The 25,435-nt window shown below is 43.8% G+C and carries 18 protein-coding genes; all 18 read left to right on the top strand.

Features of this window, described 5'->3' with window-relative positions:
• Positions 1-243: 243 nt before the first annotated feature.
• Positions 244-2,781, top strand: coding sequence for a S8 family peptidase (locus H580_RS23445; protein WP_051217268.1), 2,538 nt, complete (start codon positions 244-246; stop codon positions 2,779-2,781).
• A 92-nt stretch (positions 2,782-2,873) separates the two neighbouring features.
• Entirely contained in the window at positions 2,874-3,128 is a 255-nt protein-coding gene (locus tag H580_RS0105090) for a DUF1146 family protein (RefSeq protein WP_028593824.1), read from the top strand.
• 210 nt (positions 3,129-3,338) lie between these two features.
• Positions 3,339-4,670, top strand: a complete 1,332-nt coding sequence (murA, locus tag H580_RS0105085; RefSeq protein WP_028593823.1) for a UDP-N-acetylglucosamine 1-carboxyvinyltransferase — start codon at positions 3,339-3,341, stop codon at positions 4,668-4,670.
• A gap of 313 nt (positions 4,671-4,983) precedes the next feature.
• Positions 4,984-6,243 carry a stage II sporulation protein D gene (gene spoIID, locus H580_RS23440; RefSeq protein WP_051217267.1) on the top strand — a complete coding sequence of 420 codons (1,260 nt, stop codon included), beginning with the start codon at positions 4,984-4,986 and terminating at the stop codon, positions 6,241-6,243.
• Between the two features lie 138 nt (positions 6,244-6,381).
• The gene (locus H580_RS0105075) at positions 6,382-7,149 is read left to right on the top strand and encodes a M23 family metallopeptidase (protein WP_028593822.1); all 768 of its coding nucleotides are present in this window, start codon (positions 6,382-6,384) and stop codon (positions 7,147-7,149) included.
• 179 nt (positions 7,150-7,328) lie between these two features.
• Positions 7,329-7,616, top strand: coding sequence for a sporulation transcriptional regulator SpoIIID (gene spoIIID / locus H580_RS0105070; protein WP_028593821.1), 288 nt, complete (start codon positions 7,329-7,331; stop codon positions 7,614-7,616).
• Positions 7,617-7,799: 183 nt separating this feature from the next.
• Positions 7,800-8,801: a rod shape-determining protein gene (gene mreB / locus H580_RS0105065; RefSeq protein WP_028593820.1), complete on the top strand. Its 1,002-nt coding sequence runs from the start codon at positions 7,800-7,802 to the stop codon at positions 8,799-8,801.
• A gap of 78 nt (positions 8,802-8,879) precedes the next feature.
• Positions 8,880-9,731 (top strand): flagellar hook-basal body protein, encoded by an 852-nt coding sequence (locus tag H580_RS0105060; protein ID WP_028593819.1) that lies wholly within the window; start codon positions 8,880-8,882, stop codon positions 9,729-9,731.
• A gap of 32 nt (positions 9,732-9,763) precedes the next feature.
• A complete protein-coding gene (locus H580_RS0105055; protein WP_028593818.1) occupies positions 9,764-10,606 on the top strand; it encodes a flagellar hook-basal body protein in 843 nt (280 codons plus the stop codon).
• 21 nt (positions 10,607-10,627) lie between these two features.
• Positions 10,628-10,963 carry a DNA-directed RNA polymerase subunit beta gene (locus H580_RS25380; RefSeq protein WP_051217266.1) on the top strand — a complete coding sequence of 112 codons (336 nt, stop codon included), beginning with the start codon at positions 10,628-10,630 and terminating at the stop codon, positions 10,961-10,963.
• A 152-nt stretch (positions 10,964-11,115) separates the two neighbouring features.
• Positions 11,116-11,640, top strand: a complete 525-nt coding sequence (locus tag H580_RS0105045) for a CDP-alcohol phosphatidyltransferase family protein (protein ID WP_028593817.1) — start codon at positions 11,116-11,118, stop codon at positions 11,638-11,640.
• Between the two features lie 195 nt (positions 11,641-11,835).
• The gene (gene fabZ, locus H580_RS0105040; RefSeq protein WP_425414110.1) at positions 11,836-12,276 is read left to right on the top strand and encodes a 3-hydroxyacyl-ACP dehydratase FabZ; all 441 of its coding nucleotides are present in this window, start codon (positions 11,836-11,838) and stop codon (positions 12,274-12,276) included.
• 146 nt (positions 12,277-12,422) lie between these two features.
• Positions 12,423-14,432, top strand: coding sequence for a DUF5693 family protein (locus tag H580_RS0105035; RefSeq protein WP_028593815.1), 2,010 nt, complete (start codon positions 12,423-12,425; stop codon positions 14,430-14,432).
• Positions 14,408-15,535, top strand: coding sequence for a polysaccharide pyruvyl transferase CsaB (gene csaB, locus H580_RS0105030; RefSeq protein WP_028593814.1), 1,128 nt, complete (start codon positions 14,408-14,410; stop codon positions 15,533-15,535). The genes H580_RS0105035 and csaB overlap by 25 nt, the downstream gene beginning before the upstream one ends.
• A gap of 5 nt (positions 15,536-15,540) precedes the next feature.
• Positions 15,541-16,299 carry a WecB/TagA/CpsF family glycosyltransferase gene (locus tag H580_RS0105025; RefSeq protein WP_157282701.1) on the top strand — a complete coding sequence of 253 codons (759 nt, stop codon included), beginning with the start codon at positions 15,541-15,543 and terminating at the stop codon, positions 16,297-16,299.
• A 117-nt stretch (positions 16,300-16,416) separates the two neighbouring features.
• A complete protein-coding gene (locus H580_RS0105020; protein WP_028593812.1) occupies positions 16,417-17,541 on the top strand; it encodes an MraY family glycosyltransferase in 1,125 nt (374 codons plus the stop codon).
• A gap of 209 nt (positions 17,542-17,750) precedes the next feature.
• The gene (locus H580_RS0105015; protein ID WP_051217265.1) at positions 17,751-21,752 is read left to right on the top strand and encodes an S-layer homology domain-containing protein; all 4,002 of its coding nucleotides are present in this window, start codon (positions 17,751-17,753) and stop codon (positions 21,750-21,752) included.
• Between the two features lie 606 nt (positions 21,753-22,358).
• A complete protein-coding gene (locus H580_RS0105010) occupies positions 22,359-25,403 on the top strand; it encodes an S-layer homology domain-containing protein (protein WP_169449349.1) in 3,045 nt (1,014 codons plus the stop codon).
• The last annotated feature ends 32 nt before the right edge of the window (positions 25,404-25,435 follow it).

Genomic DNA, 25,435 nt, shown 5'->3' with positions numbered 1-25,435 from the left:
TGGAATAAACAATAAATTACTACCATATTTTGAAAGAAGGGGTATGGTGCTTGGCAATATGATATAATGATGCCTATTCTTAACGATTCATGCCAGATGAAAGCTGCATAACAGGACTATCGGACTAAAATCGCAGTGGCAGACAGGATTGAGAGATGTTGTGAAGAATGGTTACGTATGTGAATTAGGTAGGCATTATTGAAATAGGGAATATCGGGTAGAACATCATGGGAAGTGAAATCAATGTGGGCACGATCTAGTAGAAGTATGCTCCTCGTATGGGTTGTTGTACTGCTGTTAACGACGATTTTAAGCAGTGTAGGTCCAACCAATTCGAAGCTGGGATGGGGGAATGATGGGTATCCATCGAACTTCTCAGCTGTGGAGTTAGCGTCTTCGCGCAGTAAGCATGCGAACGAGGAAGCGGGTTGGATTGTGAAATGGAAGTCAGGGAGCAGTCCCGACCCTGCCGTTATGAGTAGCAGCAGTGTGTTGAGTGTACAGGAAACGATGAATATTTCGGTTATGAAGCCCGCTGAGGGAGTGGAACTGAAGCAGTGGATGAAATTGCTTCATGCTTCGCCAGATGTGCAATATGTAGAACCGAATCAACAAGTGCAGACATTGGCAGTGCATGCGGAGCCGAACGATCAATATTATAACCGTCAATATTATTTAAAACAGACAGGTGTCGATCAAGCGTGGAATTATTTACACAGTGAAAATAAAGCAATGAACAGTTCTAATCTTACCGTTGCGTTAATTGATACAGGTGTGGACCTAGAACATCCTGATCTGAAGCCGAATCTGACAAAAGGAATTAATCTACTTCATGATGGATTGCCGAAGGATGACAATGGACATGGTACGAGCGTAGCGGGAGTTATCGCTGCGGTGGGAAATAACTTTAAAGGGATTGCCGGCGTAAGTTGGAACACAAAGGTAATGCCTATAAAGGCACTAGATTCACGTGGATATGGCGACGAGGATAAGCTAGGTGCAGGTATTTTGTATGCGGTGGATAACGGTGCAAAAATTGTTGTCATGTCTGTAGGACTTTACCGGTACTCCAAGTACATGCAGGACATCGTTGACTATGCGGAGCAAAAGGGTGTGCTGCTAATTGCTGCGACAGGAAACGATGCGATGAAGCTTGAAGAACGTGCTGCTGTTAAGTATCCGGCTGCGTATCCTACTGTGCTGGCGGTTGGTGGAGTAACGCCGCTCAACCGTGTAGAGGCACGATCCAATCGCGGACCTGAAGTAGATATCGTAGCACCGTGGCATGTGTACACGACAGCGCTTGGTGGAGGTACCCGTGAACAGGAAGGTACCTCGATGGCTGCCCCGCAAGTGGCTGGGGTGGCAGCTTTGTTGTGGAATAAGCATCCTGATCTGAAGCCGTATCAGATTAGGGATCATTTACGGATGACAGCTGAGGATATTGAAGATGCGGGATGGGATCCTTCAAGTGGATATGGCTTGCTGCGTGCAGAGCGTGTTGTACAAGAGCCAATTAAGCGCGAGGCTGGCGTAGATAATAGGACTAAAAATAAAGCCACTATTTTTCCGATTGATACAAGCCGGAGTGGGTATATAGATGATAATGGTCGTTCCGATTGGTATCGAGTGGATGTTCCCTATGATGGAACGTTGCAATTGAAGTTGGAGCGAATTGTGGGGAATGGAACGATAGAAATTCGCCATGAACATGAGCAAGCCCAGAAGGTGAGGCACTATAGTGGAATTAGCCGCTCAATAAGTCTTCCTGTGAAAAAAGGCAAACATTACATTCGAATTCGTCAAGAGCAAGCAACTGTTGGGCAGCCTTTTGCGTACAAAATATCGTCTCGGTTTATTATTTATGAAGATCCGTTCGAACCAAATGATGAACAGTACAAAGCACATATGTTACCAGCACGTAATCAGCAAATTGTCGGTACGTTCAGTCATACAAGAGATGCGGATTGGTATCGCATTCAACTTGATACGAAGACGACATTAAAACTGAAAGTAACGACTACAACAGCACGAATTGACCCGCTCATCACAATGAAGAGTACGGAGTGGAAGGAATCTCAATTTTTTGATGAGACTCGTGAAGGTGAGACAGAAACGGTTGTCTTGGAAGGACTAAATCCAGGGAAATATGATATCAAAATTCAAAATGCAGTTACGTCTCGTTCTGAGCCTGCAAGCGGACTCTATAAAATGGAGGTAGAGATACTTCCTCAGTATTCGGATCCGAATGAGCCTAACAACAAAATGTATGAGGCGATATCGATTGTGCCGCAGTATGACTATTCAGCCGTTGTCCATGCGCCTGAGGATGAGGACTGGTACCAATTTAAAGTTACCGAGCCTGTAAATGCGTCCTTACGTGTAAGCCAAATTCCGCAAGGGCGGAAAATGGATGTTAGCCTACAGACGAAGAGGCAAGAAAAATTGGTAGGCGCTAGGAATGAACGAGGACAAACGAAACTAGTCACAGGGACGAAATTAGAACCGGGCACTTATTACATTCAAGTTAGAGCCGATGCTGCTTTCTCTCATCAGCCTTATAAGCTGCGTTTAGAACTGGATAAACTGACCGCAACCTCAACTGCATCTATTGGTGATGGGTCGTCGAATGAGCAGAGCTCTTTGAATGCGAAGCCATTTCCTCTTGATACGGATGAAGAAATGACGCTGCAATCGAGCCAAGGAGATGCTCCAAGCTCCATAATGACCAGAGCGGATCGATTGCGATTATGGTTCGTCTTTTTGAACTGGCTTTGGTAATTATGTAGAATAGGAAGAGCATCATGCTGAAAGTTGTATGGTTCTCCTTACAAATGATACAGCTATGGCAGGTTGCATAAGGGGGATAGGCGATGGAGGATACGCTGCGAGATGTATCTATGGCCGCTGGGATGAGCGGTATTGTGAACATAGTTATTGCGCTGGTTTGTATTGCCCTTTCTTGGTGGGCGTTGCAGCATCTGAAGCTGGACCTGTTTATTAGGCAGCCCCAAGGTCCACAGGGTAGAGTTATTCGACTTTTGTTGGCGATTATTATGGGGCGCGCTGTAGCAAGTTTTTTCATTGATTATTTGACTTGGACGAATGCGCTTCGCTTTTTACTTTAGCCAAAAATGGAAACATGTCGAATAACAAATGGTGTAGTTGTCAACAATGGTGGTAACTGCTAGAAACTTGTGGAATGCTGTTGTCGAAATTTACGCTTGTCCATCTTTCAACGAGAATGTTATTATGTTAGGTGGACATTTAGAACACGTACCATTATGTATAGATATAAAGATTAGATGGGGCGGAAAAATAGCGCGGAGGGAAATAGGATGAGTAAATTTATCGTCCGCGGAGGCAAGCGACTGAAAGGAACTGTGCGTGTTAGTGGCGCGAAAAATGCAGTTCTTCCCATTCTTGCGGCTTCGTTGCTCGGAGAAGAAGGCATCAGTGTTATTCACGATGCTCCTCCACTTGAGGATGTAAAGACGATACATCAAGTACTTGAAAAGTTGGGTGCGAGCCTAAGTTATGAAGGCGAAACCGTTAGAATCAATGCAGAAACATTAGTTTCTCATGAGGCTCCTTATGAATTGATGCGCAAGATGCGCGCCTCTTTCTTGGTAATGGGACCGCTTCTAGCTCGTACTGGCAAAGCACGTATTTCACTGCCAGGCGGCTGTGCAATCGGATCAAGACCGATTGATCAGCACTTGAAGGGCTTCGAAGCAATGGGAGCCGAAATTGGACTTGGACAAGGTTATATTGAAGCAAAAATTAACGGCCGTTTAAAAGGCACAAAAATTTATCTAGATGTAGCTAGTGTTGGCGCAACTGAGAATATCATTATGGCAGCTACGCTTGCTGAAGGTACTACTGTACTGGAAAATGCAGCACGTGAACCAGAGATCGTTGATCTCGCGAACTATCTGAACAAGATGGGTGCTAAAGTTCGTGGTGCTGGTACAGGAGTTATCCGTATCGAGGGTGTTGAGCGTCTGCGCGGAGCAGAGCATACGGTTATTCCAGACCGTGTTGAAGCTGGAACGTACATGGTTGCTGCTGCGATGACAGGCGGAGATGTTTATGTGGAAGGTGCAATTGCTGATCATCTAGGTCCTGTTATTTCGAAAATGGAAGAGATGGGTGTTACGGTTCAGCCGGACGAGAATGGTATCCGTGTTATTGCGGACAAACCGCTTAAGGCTGTAGATGTGAAGACATTGCCGTATCCAGGATTCCCTACAGATATGCAATCTCAAATGATGGCACTTCTTTTGGCAGCTGAAGGAACTTCGGTTGTTACAGAGACTGTATTTGAGAACCGCTTCATGCATGTTGATGAATTCAACTTGATGAGTGCAAATATCAAAGTTGATGGTCGCGCAGCTGTCGTTACTGGCGGATTGAAGTTGACAGGAGCTAAAGTTACTGCAACCGATCTTCGTGCAGGTGCAGCACTAATCTGTGTAGGTTTGGTAGCGGAAGGTACGACAGAGGTCGGCGGAACGCACCATATCGATCGTGGATATGTTCATTTGGCTGAGAAGTTGTCTGCTTTAGGCGCAGATATTTGGCGTGTACATGCAGAGTCAACTACTGCTGATGAAGAAGGAAGTATCAAAAGCAGTGAAGCATCGCGAGTTAAGTCAACGATGGCTTAAGCTGAGTTAGGTTAGATACTATTAATGATGGTTGTTCATCATTAAATCATATTTGAATGGAGAAGCCGTTTCCTTAGGGGACGGCTTTTTTATATAGTTCAATGATTGGATAAGGTGTTGCAATTGATGTCAGCAGCTCTCTACTTATATAGACGCGAGAGTCGCCTATATAGTTCCATATTTTTACGATAAATAGAACGTCAGGTCCATAGGGTAAGCGCTAATTGGTTCTACCTCCTCTTAATCTTGCATATTGTTGAACATAGAATTAGTAATAAGAGAGTGAAGAGAAGTAGAAAAGGAGAGGCAGCGGATGTCGAGACGTTGGAGGCTTAGGCAGACTCTAAAATCAAAAGTTGCTATGCAATTGTATTCGCGGTACTGGAAAAAGAAGAAACGCAAGTTCCTCGCTATAACGGCAGGTGCTTGTCTGCTCGTACTTATCCTAATGCTTCTGCCATTAAGTATTGTCGAACCAAGTAAGTATGAAGCGGGCAACAAGGCAGGAGCAAATGTACATACTGATAAGCAGGTCACACCAACAGAGGCAGTTTCTAAGCGTAATGCTATATCAAACCCTGAACAGAAGAAATTCACTGAGCGGCCGAATGATTTGGTTCAAGAGCGTTCCAGCGCTGCCGAAATGATCAAAGAGCCTCGCGATCAAGCGCCTTATGTAGGCGTATATTTAGCGGACAAGCAAGTGGTAGAGCGTGTGCCTTTGGAAATATACGTTCGTGGCGTTGTAGCAGCAGAGATGCCGGAGCGCTTCGAGCTAGAAGCGCTCAAGGCGCAAGCGATCGCAGCGCGAACGTTTATTGTTCGTCGGCTTATGCACGCCAAGAACGACGGAGTGCCTCAAGGTGCCGATGTGCTTGGTTCAGTCGCGCATCAAGCCTATAAACCGTTAGGTAAACTAGAAGATCGCGATAATTCGATTCGGCAGAAGTTGAACCGCGCGGTTAATGAAACGGCAGGCCTGATCCTTACTTATAAGGATGAGCCTATCCAAGCGGCATACTTCTCCACGAGCAATGGTCATACAGAGAATGCAGAAGACTACTGGGCTTCCCCGCCAATCCCCTATTTGCGAAGTGTGCCGAGCCCCTGGGATCGTGCGATATCTCCCCGCTTCACGAACACCGTCAAGCTTGACGCAGCTGATATGCTGCGCAAACTGGGCGTCGCTTCGTCCACCGTCCCCGCCTTCGAAGTGCTCGCGGCGGACGAGGATGCGGCTTCAGAGCAAGGAAGCCGCACAGTGCGTGAGAGCATTAAGGTGCTCTCACGCACAAAGGGCCAACGTATCGCCGAGCTAAGCATCGGCGATACCAAGCTAACCGGGCGGCAGCTGCGCGAACGCCTTGGATTAACGTCTAGTGCAGTAGAGTGGAAGTGGGAAGGTGGCAAAGTGGTGTTCACCTCTTACGGTTACGGTCATGGAGTAGGGATGAGCCAGTATGGGGCACAGGGGATGGCGTTGAAAGGCAGCAAGGCTGAGCAGATTGTAACCTACTATTATGTCGGCACCACGTTGAAGACGATAGAGGATGTGTGGCCGAAGAAGCCTTGATCATTCTGGCAAAGGGTTGGCTAATTATCTCGCTAGTTTCGTATCTTGCTAGCGTGAAAATTAGAAAACTTAGAAAATATCAAATGAATACGTATAAAAGGAAAAGCCGCGGTAACAATGGTTACTGAGGTGATACCAATGAGTGAACAGAACCAAAATAACAAAGGTTCGAAAATGAATTCGTCTAGCACGCAACCGTCTTCTGTGGAAGCTTCGAAGCTTTCAGGAACTCCAGCGGTTCCAGCAACTGGATGGAGAAAGCTGTTGTCTAAGAAGTGGGTATTTCCAGCCTTGTATGTCACCGCAGCAGCCCTTATCTTAACGTTAGTATGGGTCTACCAAGGATCCAATCAGCAGCTGAAGCAGAACCCAGCAGCGGTTCAAACCGAGGGTAAGACAGTGACGGAGAGTACTACAGAGCAAGCAGCAGGAGAAGCTGTAGAAGTAATGGCGGGCAATGAAGTGCTTGGCTGGCCTGTACTAGATGCGCAAGCCGTTGATGTCGTCATGGGCTTCTATGATGCAAATGCAACGAAAGAAGAGCAAGAAAAAGCAGTTGTACAGCATAACCAAACGTTTACACCGAATGTTGGCATCGATTTGGCTAGAAAAGATCAAAAGCCTTTTGATGTAGTGGCAGCATTGAGCGGAACAGTGGTTCGAGCAGAAGCACACCCAACAATGGGGAATGTGGTAGAGATAGACCACGGCAATGGACTTAAGACATTGTATCAAAGTGTGACGGACGTTAAAGTGAAAAAAGGCGATGCTGTCAAAAAGGGCGACGCCCTTGCGATCGCTGGTACGAGTGAGCAGGAAAAAGGCTTAGGGGTACATGTACACTTTAGTGTGTATGAAAATGATAAGCCTGTTAACCCGGCAACTTTGCTAACGAAAAATCAATAAAATAAACGGAGCTGTCCCGAGTGTGGCGTATAAGCGCGTCTGCCTCAGTGGGGCGGCTCTTTTTTTGCTTCCAAAAAAAATTACAATGTCCCTAAGCTTGTCAGGCTTGGTTATAAAGCATAAGTGGGAAGACCCCTCATATAATGTACCAAACTAAGTCAAGTAGGGGAGGCGGGAACGTGCACGATTACATCAAGGAACGGACTATTAAAATCGGCCGCTGTATCGTGGAGACCAAACATACGGTACGCACCATTGCCAAGGAGTTCGGTGTATCCAAGAGTACGGTGCATAAAGACCTGACCGAGCGGCTGCCGGAAATAAATCCGGATTTGGCGGACCAAGTCAAGCACATTCTCGAATACCACAAGTCCGTTCGCCACTTGCGAGGGGGAGAAGCAACCAAGATTAAATACAAGAAGACCACTGGCAAGAAGCGTGAGGTGCTTGCAGCCGGCAAGTCTTGACTTGCTCGCTTCATGTGAACAGCAGTACGCCTTTGTCCGTTCCGTAAATATCGTACACGTTCTCATTAGTCATTGAACCGAGAGCTTAATATATGATATCTTTATCGAGTAAATAAATTGCTGGAAATGGTCGGAAATGATCGTAATTTAGAAGAAATATGGAATGTGGAGGCTCTCGATGCTATGTTGAGCAAGGATATCGGAATTGACTTAGGAACGGCGAATGTTCTCATTCATGTGAAAGGGAAAGGAGTCGTCTTGGATGAGCCGTCAGTAGTCGCGATTGAAAGCGATAGCAAACGCGTATTGGCTGTCGGTGAAGAAGCTCGTAAAATGGTGGGGCGTACACCTGGAAATATTATACCTATCCGTCCTCTTAAGGATGGAGTCATTGCAGATTTCGAAGTGACAGAAGCAATGCTCAAGCATTTTATTCAACGTGTCGGCGGTCGCAAATGGTATTCCTATCCGCGTATATTAATTTGCGCGCCGACGAACATCACATCTGTAGAGCAAAAAGCAATTCGAGAAGCGGCTGAGCGTAGCGGCGCCAAGGAAGTCTTCCTAGAGGAAGAGCCAAAGGCAGCCGCTATTGGTGCGGGCATGGACATTTTTGAGCCTAGTGGCAATATGGTTGTTGACATCGGTGGCGGTACGACAGACGTGGCGGTATTATCTATGGGAGACATTGTAACAGCTTCGTCCATTAAAGTAGCTGGAGATAAGTTTGATGCTGCTATTATGCGTTATATTAAACATAAATATAAGCTGCTCATTGGTGAACGTACATCAGAAGATATCAAAATTACAATCGGCTCTGTTCGTCCCGGAGGTACTAAGCAGGAAATGGACATTCGTGGTCGTGATATGGTGTCTGGTCTTCCGTATACGGTGACGATAACATCTGCTGAAGTGCGTGAAGCGCTGTGGGATTCGGTTTCGGCTATTGTTTCGGCATCCAAGTCGGTATTAGAACGGACACCACCTGAGCTATCTGCAGATATTATTGATCGTGGTGTTATATTGACTGGTGGCGGAGCAATGCTGGATGGCTTGGACGAGCTAATGGCGGATGAATTGAAAGTACCTGTACTTATTGCAGAAGATCCGATGCACTGTGTCGTAAAAGGAACAGGTATTATGTTGGACAATCTTGATCGTGTCGTTAAGAAAAAGCGTTTCTAATCCGATATATAGATTATATATCTATATGCGATGCCTTGTACCCTCATAAGGTAAGGTGTTACGGGAGGAAGATGTAGCATGATCCGTGGATTATATACGGCAGCTTCTGGTATGATCACGCAGCAGCGTCGACATGATACGATTACGAATAATATTGCAAATGCACAGACCCCTGGCTTCAAATCCGTACATACTTCTGTGCGCTCATTCCCTGAGATGATGATTCGTCTTATGGGCAGTGACAAAGCAGCTGGTGCTCAGCTTGGCCAGCTAGGTACAGGTGTGTTCGGGGAAGAAAGTCAAATGTTGTTCGTTCAGGGCGATCTGATGCAGACGAAACAGATGGGAGACTTTGCCCTCGTATCTGATATCGAAGTACCTGGCATGAACTTTGATGCTTCTGGCAAGTCCATTGATGCGCAAGGGAACGTGACTTATAAGCCGGAAGTATTCTTTACCGTTCAACAAGGGGAAGAAGTTCTCTACACAAGAGATGGACATTTTACAGTGAACCAAGATCAAGAGTTGGTTACGGCAGATGGAGCTCTTGTGTTGGGTGCTAACAATGCTCCAATTATTTTAGTTGATACGCCTATTCAGGATTTGCGTGTCGACCCTCAAGGACGAATGTTCAATGCACGTACGGGTGCAGATTTGGGGCAGCGCTTATTGCTGTCACGGGTGGAGAATCCAAATGATATGATTCGAGCAGGACATGGAAGTTTCCGTCTGGAGAATGGTCAAGCAGCTGTAGTGGCTCCTGAACTTGTTCGTGTAGAACAGGGCTATCTCGAGCGTTCGAACGTGGATACGTCACAATCGATGGTAGATATGATGTCTGCCTTCCGAGCGTATGAAGCGAATCATAAGATGATTCAATTCTATGACAAGACGTTAGAGAAGACCGTCAACGAGATCGGCCGTGTATAGTCACGAATACGTAAGGGTAGGAGCGTGTTGATATGAACATTTCTATGATCACTGCATCGACTGCGATGAATGGTTTGCAAAATAAATTAGATGTTATTGCGGATAATGTTGCTAACGTAGATACAAATGGATACAAGCGGAAGACCGCTACTTTTGCTGATGTAATGACAAATGTTCTTCAGCAGGGTGATGATTTCGAACGACCTGGCCGCGCTACTCCTTCTGGGTATACGATGGCATATGGTTCAAAGTTGAACAGTATTCAGCGTGATTTCTCATTAGGTGAACTGGTATCAACAGGTGTGGATACAGACATAGCGCTGCAGGGGAACGGCTTGTTCGAAGTTCAAACCGCGGAAGGAAATGCTTTCGTTCGAGAAGGACAATTTCAGCTCATGCCAGATGAACGTGCTGGTGCTGCCCCAGGCGGCATTTTGACGACAAAGCAAGGCCATGTTGTCTTGGGCGCTAACGATCAGCCTATTCGAATTCGAAATGGGTTTGAGCTGCGTGTTGACTCTCTGGGAAGAGTATTTGAATACAACAGTGCTGTAGGCGACCCTATTCAAGTAGGGGTGTTGAAAATTGTCGAGCCTACGAAGCCTGAACTGCTTATGCAGGCAGATGACAATTTGTATGTTATTCCAGCAGGGACGCCAAGAGAAATGGTAGTAACGACGTTGAACTTGACGAATATTCCACCAGATGGTATGTTGCCATTGACGGTGCGACAAGGTATGTTGGAGAAATCTAACGTCTCATTAACGGATGAGATGGCGGATCTTATTCAAGCCCAACGCGCCTATCAGATGGCAGCTCGGGCGCTCACTTCTGGTGATACCATGTGGGGATTAGCGAACAGCCTGAGGGGCTAAAGCGAAGCAGGTGAATAGTTAATGGAGAACGGGAAAGAGCGAATAATGACGAATTCACAACCGTTGAGCCGCTCTAATCGTTATAAAGAAGAAGGCGGTTTGGAACGAAGTAAGTCTCCTTCCTCTGCCAATACAGAATCAGCCAATAAGAAGGGGCAGCATTCTCAGTCTAACGATGTCGGCAAGAAATCCTCGACGTTAAAATGGGTGTTTCGACTTGTTGTTGTACCGATGCTTTGTCTGCTTATGGCATATATCGGTTTGGCTCTTGGCTATGTTGTGATCGGTAATGGGCAATTATCCGAGGCGTTATCTTTAAAGCCTCTCATACATGTATATAATCTTGTGTTTGGTTAGTGCTCTATGAATGACAAATACACACCTTGTGACGATTTCGGGCGTTCATCCCGTGTGTTACAGGGTGTTTTTTGTGCGGTTTTATTTTTGAGTAGGGGCATGTATAATAGGTTGAAGGAAAGAAGAAAATGGGGGTTACTGGAGGTTTTGGGGTGAATGTACCGAATTTTCTGACAGCGATTCGATTTGTGCTCATCCCCGTCTACTTAATGCTCTTCTTTGTTGGAGAACGGTATATTGCTTTTGTTGTGTGGTTATTTGCAGGATTCACAGATGTGCTGGATGGTTATCTAGCGCGTAAGCGCAATGAAATCACCTTTGTAGGAAAAATGTTGGATCCGCTTGCAGATAAGCTCATGATCTTGGCAGTAATGTTCTCTTTACTGTGGTCTAAGGACATGCCGATTGCGGCAGTGGCTGCCATGCTTGTTCGAGATGGAGGTATGATTCTTGGCTCGTTATGGTTCTATTTGAGGGGTAAGAAGACATTAGCGGCGAATACTATGGGTAAGCTGACAACGGTGCTGCTGTATGCAGCAATTGTCATGATTTATTTCCAATGGCAGTATGCAGTAACAGTATTGTGGATCGTAATCGGATTTTCTTACTTAACATCGCTCTTATATGTAATACAAATTATAAGGGTAAACAGTCATACGAAGGATGCCGTTCATTAAATGGTTTGCTGCAATCGTTGTTACATAATGAAATGAAATGCAGTTGCATGTGTCAATGTGCAGGTGAAAAGAGCTTCTTATGAACGGCCGAACCGCTTAAAGAAGCTCCTTATCTCAACCTTCACGCCTGCAGTCGATGAAGGATGTTCTTAGTGTTTGCCTATTCAAGCTTTTTTATTCAGGAAGGAGCCAATAATGATGCAACTTAACATTCAACAAATTCAAGAAATCATTCCACACCGCTATCCTTTTTTGCTTGTAGATCGAATTATCGAGATTGAGGAATGCCAACGTGCGGTAGGAATTAAAAATGTCACGATAAACGAGCCGTTCTTTGCTGGACATTTTCCTGGATACCCTGTAATGCCGGGGGTACTTATCATTGAGGCACTTGCACAGGTAGGTGCCGCAGCGATGCTAATTAAAGAAGAAAATCGTGGACGCATCGCATTTTTCGGCGGTATCGACAATTGTCGTTTCCGTGGGCAAGTAGTTCCTGGTGATACGCTTCAACTTGAAGTTGAAATCACACGCATAAAGGGAACTGTTGGTAAAGGAAGAGGGGTTGCAAAAGTTGGAGACAAAGTCGTAGCAGAAGCTGATATTACGTTTGCTCTTGCTAAGTCAGAATCTTAATTCAGCGTTGCGCCAATTCCAGTTCAGTATAAAATGAACAGTTCGTATTATGTGTAAAGCATACATGAGAAACGAAGCTGAATAGAAAAGCTGCTAGAGAGCAGCGAGCACGGCAGCTGGGTGGAACGTTTCAAGGAGGGAAATACGTGCTTAATAAATTAGAAGAGTGGAACCGTGGTGCGAAGAAGTGGTTATGGCTTCTTGTCATTATCGGTGTGATTGCTTCATTAGCGGTTACGGTACAACGTGTGCAGACTGAGCAATCATCCAAGCAGGTTGAAGTTGTTATGGATTACCGCGACCTGATTGATGTCTCATTGTACCAAGTAAATCCAAAAGCGTATCTAAATGAACGACTGGATTTGCTAAAAGAAGCTGGTGTTCAATCGATGGCCGTGTTCGAGAGCTCCTTACGTGAGCTTGAGAGTGCCAAACGTATTTATTTGTATAACTCAAGTCAGGTAGCTATGCTTCAAGGCAAGCTGCCATCTATGACTGAAAACTATACTTATGTGTTATTTAACAGCGAAGAAGAGGCGAAGCAACTGGCTCCGATGATTCGCAGCACCTTTACTCAGCTTGAGGTGGCGGTCCGCGATTGGAAGCTGGAGGACAAAGTGGGTCTTGTTCTTGAAACGCCAATGGAATTTGCAACGTTGCAAGCATTGCCGCATGATCCGATAGCGTTGGAATTACTGGCAAGTAAAGGATTTACAATTGTGCCTCGCTTATCTGACTCTATTCCATACGATGCGGAGCAAGTGGATAAGCAGTTGGAACAATTTGCGCAGCTAGGTGTGAAGCGAATTTTATTCGATGGTGAATCGGTAAAAGGATTCACGGATGATGTAGAGAAGAAAAGTTTGGCGAACTTTGCTGAACTTTTGAAGAAGCATCAGATTGGTATTGCTACGATCGAAGGTTTGAAAGCTCCACAGAAAGGTTTTAATCGTCTGGCTTTCTTGATTGACTATAATGTAGTTCGAATTCACTCCATTGGAGAATCAGAATCTTTCAATGAGCCAGAAGTGCTAGGGGATCGTATGGCACTTGCTGTTAAGGATCGCAACATTCGTATGTTCTATTTGAACGCGATGGTGAAGCGTGACGCAAAGAAGAACATCGTTATTGATTCTACAGACAATTTGATTCGTTCGATGCAAGAACCGGGTAAAGGTTTGGCTATGATTGCAGAAGACGGATTCTCATTTGGACAAGCAGTTCCGTTTGAAGTTGTGGATGCTAGTTGGCAGCGGTATGCAAAAGCACTTGTTGTTGTAGGTGCTGTAGCGCTAATTGCGCTCCTCCTTTCATATTTTGTTCCATTTGTTATGCTGCCTGCATTCGTGTTAGGCTTAGTAGGAGCCGCTGGCTTGTTTGTATTGAAGAAGTCAGGATTGCTGGAACAGGCCTTGGCGCTTGGTGCAGCAATTAGTGCACCGACTATCGCAATGATATTGGCGATACGACGTATCGAGATGTCGCCACGAGTCACTTCAATTGGTCGTCGACTTGGCTTGGCGATTGCTTTGTTCGTACGAACTTCGCTTATATCGTTAATTGCAGTTCCTTTCGTCATTGCATTGCTGAACAATATTACTTACAGTCTCGTGCTCAACCAGTTCCGCGGCGTAAGTTTATTGCATCTTGCACCAATAGCATTGACAGCTTTGTATGTATTCCTCTATCGTGGCGAGTCCGTATTCAAGGAGGCGAAGCGTTGGCTTGCTATGCCAATTACCGTCCTTTGGGTATTGTCATTAGGCGTAATTGGTATTATCGGGATGTACTACTTGTCTCGTACAGGTAACGCAGGTTCAGTAAGCTCTCTCGAGATGGCATTCCGTACTTTCCTTGAAAGTACATTTGGTGTCCGTCCACGTAACAAAGAATTTTTATTGGCACACCCGATGTTGTTAGCTGGTGCGTTTATCGCACTTCGTTATCGTTGGGGTTCGTTCTTATTTATTATCGCGGTAATTGGGCAATTGTCCATGGTAGATACTTTCGCCCACATTCATACTCCGGTTATGATTTCGTTGGCGCGTACGCTGCTTGGCATGGGGCTGGGCTTAATTATCGGCGTCATTGCAATTGTAATTTGGACTGTGGTAGAAAGGTGTTGGGAGGCATGGCGTCCGAAGTTCGAACAGTAGTCATATCTGGCTACTACGGCTTCAATAACAGTGGAGATGAAGCAGTTCTTAACTCGATCCTGAATGCGTTGGAGCGTGCAGGTCGGGAGGCTGGAATTCGCATTGAACCTGTTGTGTTATCTGGAGATCCTGCTGCTACGACAGCATTGTATGGCGTTCGTGCTGTACATCGTATGAAGATTGGTGAAGTTAGACGAGCGTTAAAGAACAGTCACGCCCTCATTAGTGGGGGCGGAAGCTTGCTCCAAGATGCAACTAGTGCGAAGACGATTCCTTATTACCTTGGAGTTATTAAACTTGCACAGTGGCTAGGCAAGCCGACATTTATATATGCACAAGGAATCGGACCCGTTCAGCGCAAGCTGTTCTATCCGTTCATCAAAAATGTATTTTCACGTTCTGCGTATGTTTCTGTACGTGATGTAGAGTCTGCTGCTTTGCTGGAGAAAATGGGTCTCAATAAGAGCTCTATTGAAGTTGTGCCTGATCCTGTTATGGGAATGCGACTTCCATCTGGCACACCACAATCATCTGGATTGGATGAAGAAGGAAGACCGATTGTCGGTGTGTCCGTTCGTTTTTGGAATGAGGATCGTTCGGATATGGATCGCATTGCGGAAATGCTGCAGCAGTGGATGGAGCAACAGCAATTGCATATTCGTTTTCTTCCGTTCCATGGTCAATCGGATGAGGCGGCATCCCGTTATGTCATGGATCGTCTTAGCAATGTAGACAAGCATGGCTCGGCTGTCAGCATCAGTCCGATATATCCACATCCTTTGGACATGCTAAAGGAAGTAAGTCGTTGCCGTGTACTTGTTGGTATGAGGCTGCACTCGCTCATTTATGCAGCATCTCAGCACGTACCTGTATTGGGAATATCCTACGACCCTAAGATCGACCAATTTCTTAATCGCTTAGGTGAGCAAGCGATCGGAACGACGAAGCAGCTTCATCCTCAGCATGCGGCAGAACAAGCGTCTTCTATATTAAGCAATACAGAAAGATGGCGTGAGCAGCATCAAGAGGTTATTCAGCAACTTATACAAGAAGCAGAGCTGCCAGCGAAACAAGTGGTGCAGTTACTGCGTCAAACGAACTAGGTGATATGATGAACCCGACAAGGGATTATGCAACAGTCTCCATATATGGAGTGCCATTTTCTAAAATGACGATGCAGGAAACGGTTGACTGGATGGCTTCTGCTATTGCAGAGCGGAGACCTACTCATGTCATTACTGCGAATCCGATTATTCTGATGAATGCAATTGAAAATGAGCGTCATATGCGGATTATGGAGCAAGCGGACATTATTGTAGCTGACGGAACAGGTATCGTATGGGCAGCTGATTACATCGGAGATCCTTTGCGGGAGCGAGTTACAGGATTTGACTTGCTTTATGAACTGATGAAGCAGGGTAATGAAAAGGGTTGGAAAGTATATATGCTTGGAGCAGCTCCAGAAGTGGTCGAGGCCGCTGCCAGTCGATTGCAGCAGCTGTATCCAGGTATACAGATCGTTGGATGCCGTGATGGATTCTTTACTGAAAAGGAAGATGAAGCCGTCATTAACGAGATCATACAGGCTCAACCTGATTTGCTATTTGTCGCTAGGGGAGCTGAAACTCAGGAACCGTGGATTGCCCGCTATCGTGAACAGTTAAATGTTCCGATTATGATGGGTGTTGGCGGAAGCTTCGATGTTATCTCTGGAAAGTTGAAACGAGCTCCGAAATGGATGCGTTCTTTACGTCTAGAATGGTTCTATCGCTTAATTAAAGAACCTTGGCGCTATAAGCGAATGCTTGCGCTTCCTAGATTTGTGTGGAAAGTGGTGCGTGACAAAGGAAAGGTGAAGAAAAAGTAATGAATTCGCCTATAATCTCAAGATTTCGCCTATTTTCCTGCTGATTTGGGCGCTGGTGTTTCCATTTCGAACGGAGTATAATTCAATCCGGAGTCAAATGGAGGTTGATAATAACCGATGGTAACCGTATATGTACTTGGTGGGCTGCTGGCATTGCTTTTAGCCACTGGCTTAACACCGTTAGTTAAAGCTTTTGCTATTAAGATCGGAGCAGTTGATGTACCTAATGCTCGAAAAGTACACACTCGGATTATGCCTCGCATGGGTGGACTCGGCATTTTCGGTGCATTTGTAATAACACTGTTAGGCTTAATGGTTGTTGCACCTGACCTATTGTTATCTACCGAGCGAGACAGCAACCTCGTATGGGGTCTTCTAGCTGGTGGCTCGATTATCGTATTGATTGGAGCATTGGATGACCTTTATGAGTTGTCTGCTAAAGTTAAGCTCCTTGGACAAATTATTGCAGCATGTGTAGTTGTATTTGGATTCGACCTTACGGTCAACTTCGTAAATGTACCTTTTGGCAATCAATATTTGTCTATCGATGATTGGATTGCAATTCCACTCACTATCTTCTGGATTGTTGGTGTGACAAATGCAATCAACTTGATTGACGGATTGGACGGGCTTGCCGCTGGCGTATCTGGTATTTCAATTGCTACGCTGCTTGTGATGGCTGTATTTATGGGTAATCCAGTAGTCATTCTATTATGTGCGTTGCTGCTAGGCAGTATTATTGGATTTTTGTTCTTTAACTTTCATCCGGCCCGCATCTTTATGGGGGACTCGGGTTCATTATTTTTAGGCTTTAGTCTCGCGGTCTTATCTATGTTAGGATTTAAGCAAGTTGCAATCGTATCTTTCGTTACACCGCTTCTTATTATTGGAGTGCCATTATCTGATACGTTCTTTGCCATCGTTCGTCGTTGGTTGCAGAAGAAGCCAATTTTTGCACCTGACAAAGGCCACTTGCATCATTGTTTACGTGAATTAGGCTTTAGTCATCGCAAGACGGTACTCATTATTTACGGTATCGCAACGTTCTTCGGTATACTTGCTATTGTTCAGTCCGTTGCTGCTTCGCATCATGCGAACTGGGTTACTTTTGTAGTCATCTGCATTCTGTTGGTTGCGTTGCAGTTGGGAGCTGAAGTCATCGGTATTGTAAGTAAGAAACGAAGACCGATGTTGGATATGCTTCATCGTATTCGAGTTAAAGTTGAGTCGCGTTCAGATTAAGATTGATAACCATTAAGACGTACAGCCTCCTTTCCTAGTGAACAGCTAGTGAGAGGAGGTTTTTTTTTGTGTTTTCTATGTAGTTCTTAGGTGCTATTTATTACTGTATTTTGTCGCTTTTTGTAATCGGCTTACATCCGAATCTAAACAATTCGACGTTTCTAACCGATAACATGAGTACACAAATTATTAGGTAAGGAGCGAAGATAATGATAGCACTAAGAAAGACACCCGCTTTGAAGAAATGCTTAGCGATTATGCTGACATTAGCCCTTCTCATCACGATGGTGCCACTGCCATTTGGTTCGGTAGCTCAAGCTGCGGGCGGGGGATTTTTCGTATTCCCAAATGAGCAGTATGACGCAAAAAGCGCTAGAGTTACTAGTGACGAACGTATCACCTTGGACGGCTCAATTAACGGTGTGAGCGCAAAGGGAATCTCATATAGCGTGCAACAAATTACGATAACGCCAGGCGGGCAAGAGCATGTGGTCACTTCCCGTGATGAGCAAACGGCGAATATTATTGTGAACGGTACAAACTTGAAAGTGTTTAATCTTCAATTGTTTTCAGGTTTGAACCGTATTACGTTCAAAGGTTTGCAAGGTTCTACGGAAGTGTACGATTCCATTTATGTTGAGTATCGTAATGGACCAACACTTTCCGATCTGCAAGTATCCTTGAACGGCGCCCGTCAAGAATTGAAAGAATTAGAGACAACGATCGTCAATTCAAAGTCTCCAAACAATAGCAACACAGCTTCGGTTAGTATTACAGGTAAAGCCAAGAATGCAGAGAAAGTTCAAGTTGTCGTAAATAACAACAGTTGGACGTTTAACGTCTCGAAAAATAACAATTGGGAGTTCTTTGCCTCTCCTATTTTGCTAACAAAGGGTAAAAATATAGTTAAAATTCGTGCTTTGAACGGTACGCAAGTTGTAGAAACCGTACGTGAAGTGGCGCTGTATAACAATACAGTTACTTTCTACGACGTTCATTTTTTGAATGGTTCGGATAAGATCGATCTTTCATCCAATCCAACGCTAAACCTAGGAAGCGAAGTCATTCATGGTAAAGCAATTATTCCGATTCAAAAAGGAACAACGAATCCTGTTGTGAGTTTAGAATACACGTTAACAGGAATGACTGCTCCGGCACCTATCACAATTAGAAATCAACAAATTATAGATGACTATGTTCACGTAGAATTTGATATTGATCTAACAGGTCAATTAGGTACCAAGCTGAATCAATTGCTTCGTTTGGAGTTGGCTGGGACGAATCTGGTCTCTGGTACCAAAGATCGAACAGCTATGAGCTTTACATTGACGGATGCGAGTATGCCTATTATTCATGAAATTCGTTACTTAGGGAATTATCGTGACGGTATGTCAGATAGCGATGTATTGAATCTTTCAGGCAGCAAGTTGGATAAAGCTGAACTGTCCTCTATGCCAACGGCTATTGAATTCTTAGTAGCAAACTATGGTTCTCAAGATATTGCTATTAAAGGTATTAAAGATTCTGCAAATAATCCTTTGCAAAAAGTAGACCTAGCTGGGAAAATTGTGGGCGGTACTGTAGTTGAAAACATTAACGGTGTACCGACTACGCTTACACGCGTTATTTACAAGCTGAACTCATTGCCGATCAGCGGTAAGCAGACAATTGAGTTCGATCTTGGAGGTACATCTTACTTTGCAACGGTAACATTGCTATATGGTCCGTTTATGAAGTTCGATACGGTTTACGATGGAAGATCGATCCCATTTGATACTACAACAGGAAATTTGCAAGATATCATTACACTGGATACATTCTTTAAAAACTTTGAAGGCTCATTGTTGAATGTCTCTGATCCGAATTCTATCCGCTATAAGGATGTTTCAGCTACAGAGAAGCGTAATGTGTTCCTTTACTTGAATAATACAGAGCTTATATTGGAGCAAAACGGTACAGATAAGACGCAATTTAGACTTGATGCAGCCAGCGTTGATGCTGCGACTAAAGCGCTGTTCATCGGTGAAAACAAAATCAAGTTCGTTTATCGGACGAAGGAAGCTATCTATGAAAAGGTAACAACAGTTACAATCATTCCGCTTAACATTCCGGTTATTCCAGTTCCTAAGACGGATGGAGTGTTTCCGTATAGCGTGAATCAAGATGTGTTGATTCCTAAGCCTGAGAAAGCTAAGTTCGAGAAAAAAGGCGATATCTTCTATACACGTGAGAGTAAGATGAATGTATACGGTACATTTGATTTTTACGATTTAGGTAAAACAGGCGCACAAATTTCATCGGAGATTGATAAGCTTAGAAACTCGAATGACAATTCTGATAAATACAAGATTGTTATTAGCTCTCCAAATTTGAAAGATAAATTGACATGGACATTAAGTAATGAATTCCAGGTTATTGAAAATGGAATTAAGATAATGGATGTACCTAGCAAGGCTAATGCTCCTGCAACTAATGTTGAAGTGCAGTACATTGTAGAGACCGAGAGCTTTGCTTTCAAAATCAAGGGCATGAATATTCCGATCGACGGAAGCCCTGTCGTATTGAATATTACTGCTTACAACAACGGTGAAGGTGGTCCGAGAGCGACATATCGGATTGAAGTTGTTCCAATTAACGTACCGTACATGATTGTACAGCCTGTAGACCAAGTTCGTACAATTAACCAAAACTTCTTGGAAGTCGTTATTCACTCTCCAGGAGCTGATAAAGTAGTTATTAATAAAGTAGAAGCAAAGCGACAAAAGTTCGATCGCTTCTATGACGGAAGAATTGTTTATGAAGATGCGTTCCGTACGGTTGTTACAGGTTTGAAGCCAAATCGTGAGAATAAGATTGAATTTACCATTACTCGTGGTGACGATATTGAAAAGGCTCATATTATGGTCAAGTACGTACCAACAAGTATTCCGGGTGCACAGTACATGGAAACGATGAAGTCTTCTCATAAAGCGTTTGATAACAGTCTACGACTTACTTTTGCAAAAGGAACATCACTCATACGTCGCGATGCAACTAAGTCTGAGGAGTTTAAGCATCAAGTATACTCTGGTAACCAAATGCTATTTTCTATTGCTAACCCGGAAAATGGCCGTGTAAATCAGTATGACTTTGAAGCGGACCAACTTCCAGCGAACTTTGACTTAGAGATGAATCAAGCGGGTAACGTATTCCGTGGCAGTTTCCCAGAAAGCTTTATCAAAGCAAGCCCCGTTTATTGGATCGATCCAGGACTAGCGGATGATCTGATGACGAAGAAACAATTTGATCCTATTGAGCACGGTAGTGATCCGTATCAATTCCCGAACTCTCCTGTCAGTATGTTCTATAACCGTACGATGGACCGGGAGTTAGTGCCTTCTAAGGAAGGAAAGCTGACGTTGTCTTATGACAAGAACATGGCGCAAGACGGAGGTAAGCTTGTTACTGTATTCCGTTTCGACCCAGAATTGAAACAGTGGGAAAATATCGGCGGTGTTGTTGATGATAAGAAACGTACGATTACAGTCCCGTTCCGTAAGTTTGGATACTATGTTGTAGCTAAGTTGGGTTCATCTTATAACGATGTTGTACAACATCCATATGCACGTAATTATATTGAAGCTGTTCTTGGAAAAGGGGTAATGAACCCTGAACAACCGTTGACCTCATTCGGAACAGATATGTATGTAACTCGAGCAGAGTTTACTCGTATGATCGTAAGAGCTCTTGATTTGCCTCTTAATTATGAGGGGCCGCGTCACTTTGATGATGCAGATTGGCCTTCTGACCAGGACTTGAGTCAAGTAAATACTGCGGGATTATGGGATTTTCGATATATTGAGACGGCAGCTCGTGAAGGGATCGTGCGTGGTATTTCACCAAACGTATTCGGCGTAGACTCCAATTTGACTCGTCAAGATGCTGGTGTAATGCTCGCAAAAGCGATGAACTTGAAGATGGAAACAGATCGTTCTAAGATTCGCAAAGACTTGCTGAAGTTCTTTAAGGATGCTGACAAGATCGATTACTATGCTCAACCAGCAGTGCTAGCTATTGCGAAGAAGGGCCTTATTGAAGGTATGCCAGTAGATCCATCTGATCCAGAGAAGGGCTTTATGTTCAATCCCGAAGCGAACATGTTGCGTGGTGATGCTGCAGTTGTAATCGCGCGTGTCATGATTGATTTGAAGAAACTGCCTAAGATGTCTTAAAAGTTTAGTGATTTCTTTTTGCTTTTATAGATTGATTAGGAGTGACTTAATGGAGAGTCGAAGTGTTAGTTGCTTCGGCTCTCTAGTAATTATAAAAGGATTTTTATTATTGTATTAGGATGATTAAATATTCATAAGTTTAATAATTACTATGGTTTATTATGTAATTACATTGACTTGTATAGTGTTGGGATTAGTTTGAAGAGGCTGTCATGTAGAGCCAAAAGTCTGATAGTTACAGAGGTTTTCGAAAAATTAAAAGTTTTTTTGCTCTAGCCGCAACTTTTTTGCAACTAGCGCGTTTAATTACATGAAGTCGAAAAACAAGCGGAAATAATTTATTAGTCTTCCCTGTTTTTCACAAAAATATGCTTTACGCTAGGCTTTGGTACATGTATAATGTCTAGAGTGGAAGAATTATCTCTATTTAATCCCAATTCGATTACGAGTTTCTGTGACACATCTCGTGTGTTACAGACTTCATTTTTATAAACCATTTCGCTCTACTTATAGGAAGGGGGTGAATCGGCGATGAGGGAAATGAGAAATCTTTCAGAGCAACACTCTCAACAACCGAAGCAATTTAGAGGAGGAGAAAAAAAGGTTATGAAGAAAAGATTGGCTATGCTGCTTTCCGTTGCTATGGCGTTCTCTATGTTCGCAAACGTAGCATTCGGTGCTGAAGCACAACTCACAACTAAAGAAAAATTCGAAGCGTTGGTTAAAGATGGTATCTTTGCTGGCGTTAAAGACAAAGATGGTAACATCGATCCAAAACTTAACGAGCACACTGACCGTGCACAGTTCGCTAAGATCTTGGCTCTTACTGCTGGTTTGTCCAAAGAAGAAGGCAACTCCTTCAAAGACAAAGGCTACAGCACTAGCTGGGCTAAAGGCTACATCGAAGCTGTTACTAAAGCTGGCTTCATGTCCGGCGTAGGTCAAGATAAGTTCGACCTTAAAGGTAAAGTAACAGGCGAGCAAATGGCTAAAGCTTTCACATTGGCTCTTGGCTTGAAAAAAGTTGAAGATGCTCCAGCAGTAGAAGGCGTGTCCAAATGGGCATACGGCTACGTTGCAGCAATCAAAGCAGCTGGCTTTGACTTCTCCGTAAACGGTAAATGGAACGTTGCAGTTCAACGTTCTGTATTGGTAGAAGCTGCTTACGATGTTAAGCAAAAAACTTCTGTTAAAGTTGATTCCGTTAAAGTAATCGACGAGAAAACAATCGAAGTTAAGTTCACTGACGGTGAAACTGTAAAACATACTCTTGACACTGCTCTTGTAGAAGGTAAAGAGACTACTGTAGAAGTTACACATAAAGGTGCTAAACACCAAGTTAAAGTTACATTGCAAGCTCTTGCAATCGAAGCTAAAACTGTAGGTGCTAAAACTTTCGAAGTTAAGCTAAACCGTACAGTTGATACAGCTAAAGCTAAATTCGAAGTTAAGCGTGGTTCCACGGCTATCGACGTGAAAACTGCTACTTACTCCGAAGATAAATTGACTTACCGTGTTGAAGCTTCCAACAAGCTTTCCGAAGGTGAGTACACAATCAACTTGGTAGTAGGCGACAAAACTGTCTCTGCTAAAGCTAAAGTTGAAGCAGAAAAAGTTGTTGACATCGAAATCGTTGGCGACAAAGCTGCTACAAACAACGATTACACAGAGCTTAAAATTGGATACAAAGTATTGAACCAATATGGTGAAGATGCTTCCAAAATTGCTAACTTGAACTGGACTATTTCCAAAGGTTCTTTGAAGCAAGCTAAAGATGGTCTTTTGACTGTTGCTGCTCCTACTGACAACAAGTTCATGTACAATGAGCCAATCGTTATCATGGTCTATGATAATAACGCTGGTATCGTTGAAAACAAAACAGTTAACGTTGGATTCCCAGCTCGTGCATCTGAAGTAGAATTCAAAGAAATCTACAACATCGATGGTGCAACTGAGATTACTTCCACTACTGATTTCGAGAAAAATGAGTTCTACCTTTTGATCGACGTTAAAGATCAATACGGTAACCGCATTGAGAAGAAAGATGTAGCAGACAACTTGTTGGTTGTATCTTCCAACCCTATGTTGTTGGATGTTCATAACAAAGCAGTAATCGACACAGGTAAGAATGGCGATAGCTTCGCTATCAAATTCAAAAACCCTGGTAGCAGCATGTTCCGTACTACAGGCGATGTAGAAATTAAAGTGACTGCATTCGGTAGCGGCAAACAGTTCTCCCACAAGGTGTCTGTTGGTCAAGGTACTGAATTGAAATCCTTTAAACTACTTCAACCTGAAGCTGAAGTAGCTGCTGGCGATGGAACTGCGAAGATTCCATTTGAAGCATACGATGCAAAAGGTAACAAAGTTACTAAATTTGCTGACTTGAACAAATATGTTAAAACTGATAAAACTCTTCAACTAAGCTCCAACTTGGAACTTAAAGAAGATAAGAAGACTCGTGAAGGTTACTTCGAGTTCGCAGTTCCTACAGCAGAAGGACGCGTAGCACTTTACGCAACTCAAGTAAACAACACTGCTGGTACTTCTTCCATCACAATTGATGTTAAGAAAGCAGCTCATGCTGATGCAGTTAAAGGATTCGATAAAGAGTTCAACACTGCTTACGGTACAAATGCTACATTCACAATCAAGCCAGGTAGCATCGATGTAATCGATCAGTATTCCCGTGAAATCAAAGCTGACAAACTTGCAGACGATGTTTACATCGCTATCGAGAACTACGCAGCTCTTGACAAAGGAAATCAACTTGATAAAGGTACTGTAACTGGTACTACTTATGAAGTAGATGGAAAATTGTTCTTCAACGGTAAATCTAACGCTGAAATCAAGTTCACTACTGTAAACAAAGGTGACGCTCGTTTCGAGTTGGCTCTTTACAAAAAGGATGACAAAGGCGTATTCACAATCATCCCTGATTCTCAAACAACTGCTGCTGTAAGTGTAGTTGACAAAGGAAACATCAGCTCTTACGAAGTTAAAGCTGTGGGCAGCTTGTTTGCTGGCGACACTAACATCTTCGGTGTAACGGGTGCTACTTACTCCAAGGATCTTGAAGTAATTGGTAAACGTGCAAACGGTACTAAGGTAGTATTGAGCCCATCTGACTACGTTGTTGTTGCTGATTCTAACTACATCACTGTAGAGAACGGTAAAACACTTAAAGCTAACAAAGTTAACTTGAAAGATAACGAGTCTGTAGATGTGAAATTGCAAGTTCTTGTTAAAGGTAACGAAGTAAACTCCGTGCCACTTGAGCAAACAATTACAGTATCTAACAAAGCTCAAACTGTTAAGAAGATCGAAACAGATAAAGATGCAGTTAAAGGTAACGTGAAAAAAGTTGACGGTCAATTGATCGAAGTTAAAGCAGGCTTCACGTTCAACGAAATCCTTTCTGTTCTTAAAGCTGAAGATCAATATGGCTTGAAAGGTCATCTGAACACTGTTCCAGCTACTGCAATTGTTATCAACAAAGTTGAAGCAGCTGACAAGACAGTTAAGTTCAATGGCGAAGGCACTTCGAACGTAACACTTGCTACAGGTTCCCTTGCAAAAGGCGACTACATCTATGCAACTGTTGCAGTTCATGGTGAGCGTATTGACTTGGTAATCTCCGTAGTTGAGTAATAATATCTAAATTAAAGGTGGTTAACAGGGTC

It is taken from the genome of Paenibacillus assamensis DSM 18201 (assembly GCF_000422445.1).
Taxonomy (GTDB): domain Bacteria; phylum Bacillota; class Bacilli; order Paenibacillales; family Paenibacillaceae; genus Paenibacillus_B; species Paenibacillus_B assamensis.
The sequence above is the reverse complement of the archived record's forward strand: the minus strand, read 5'-3'. Positions and strand labels throughout refer to the sequence as shown.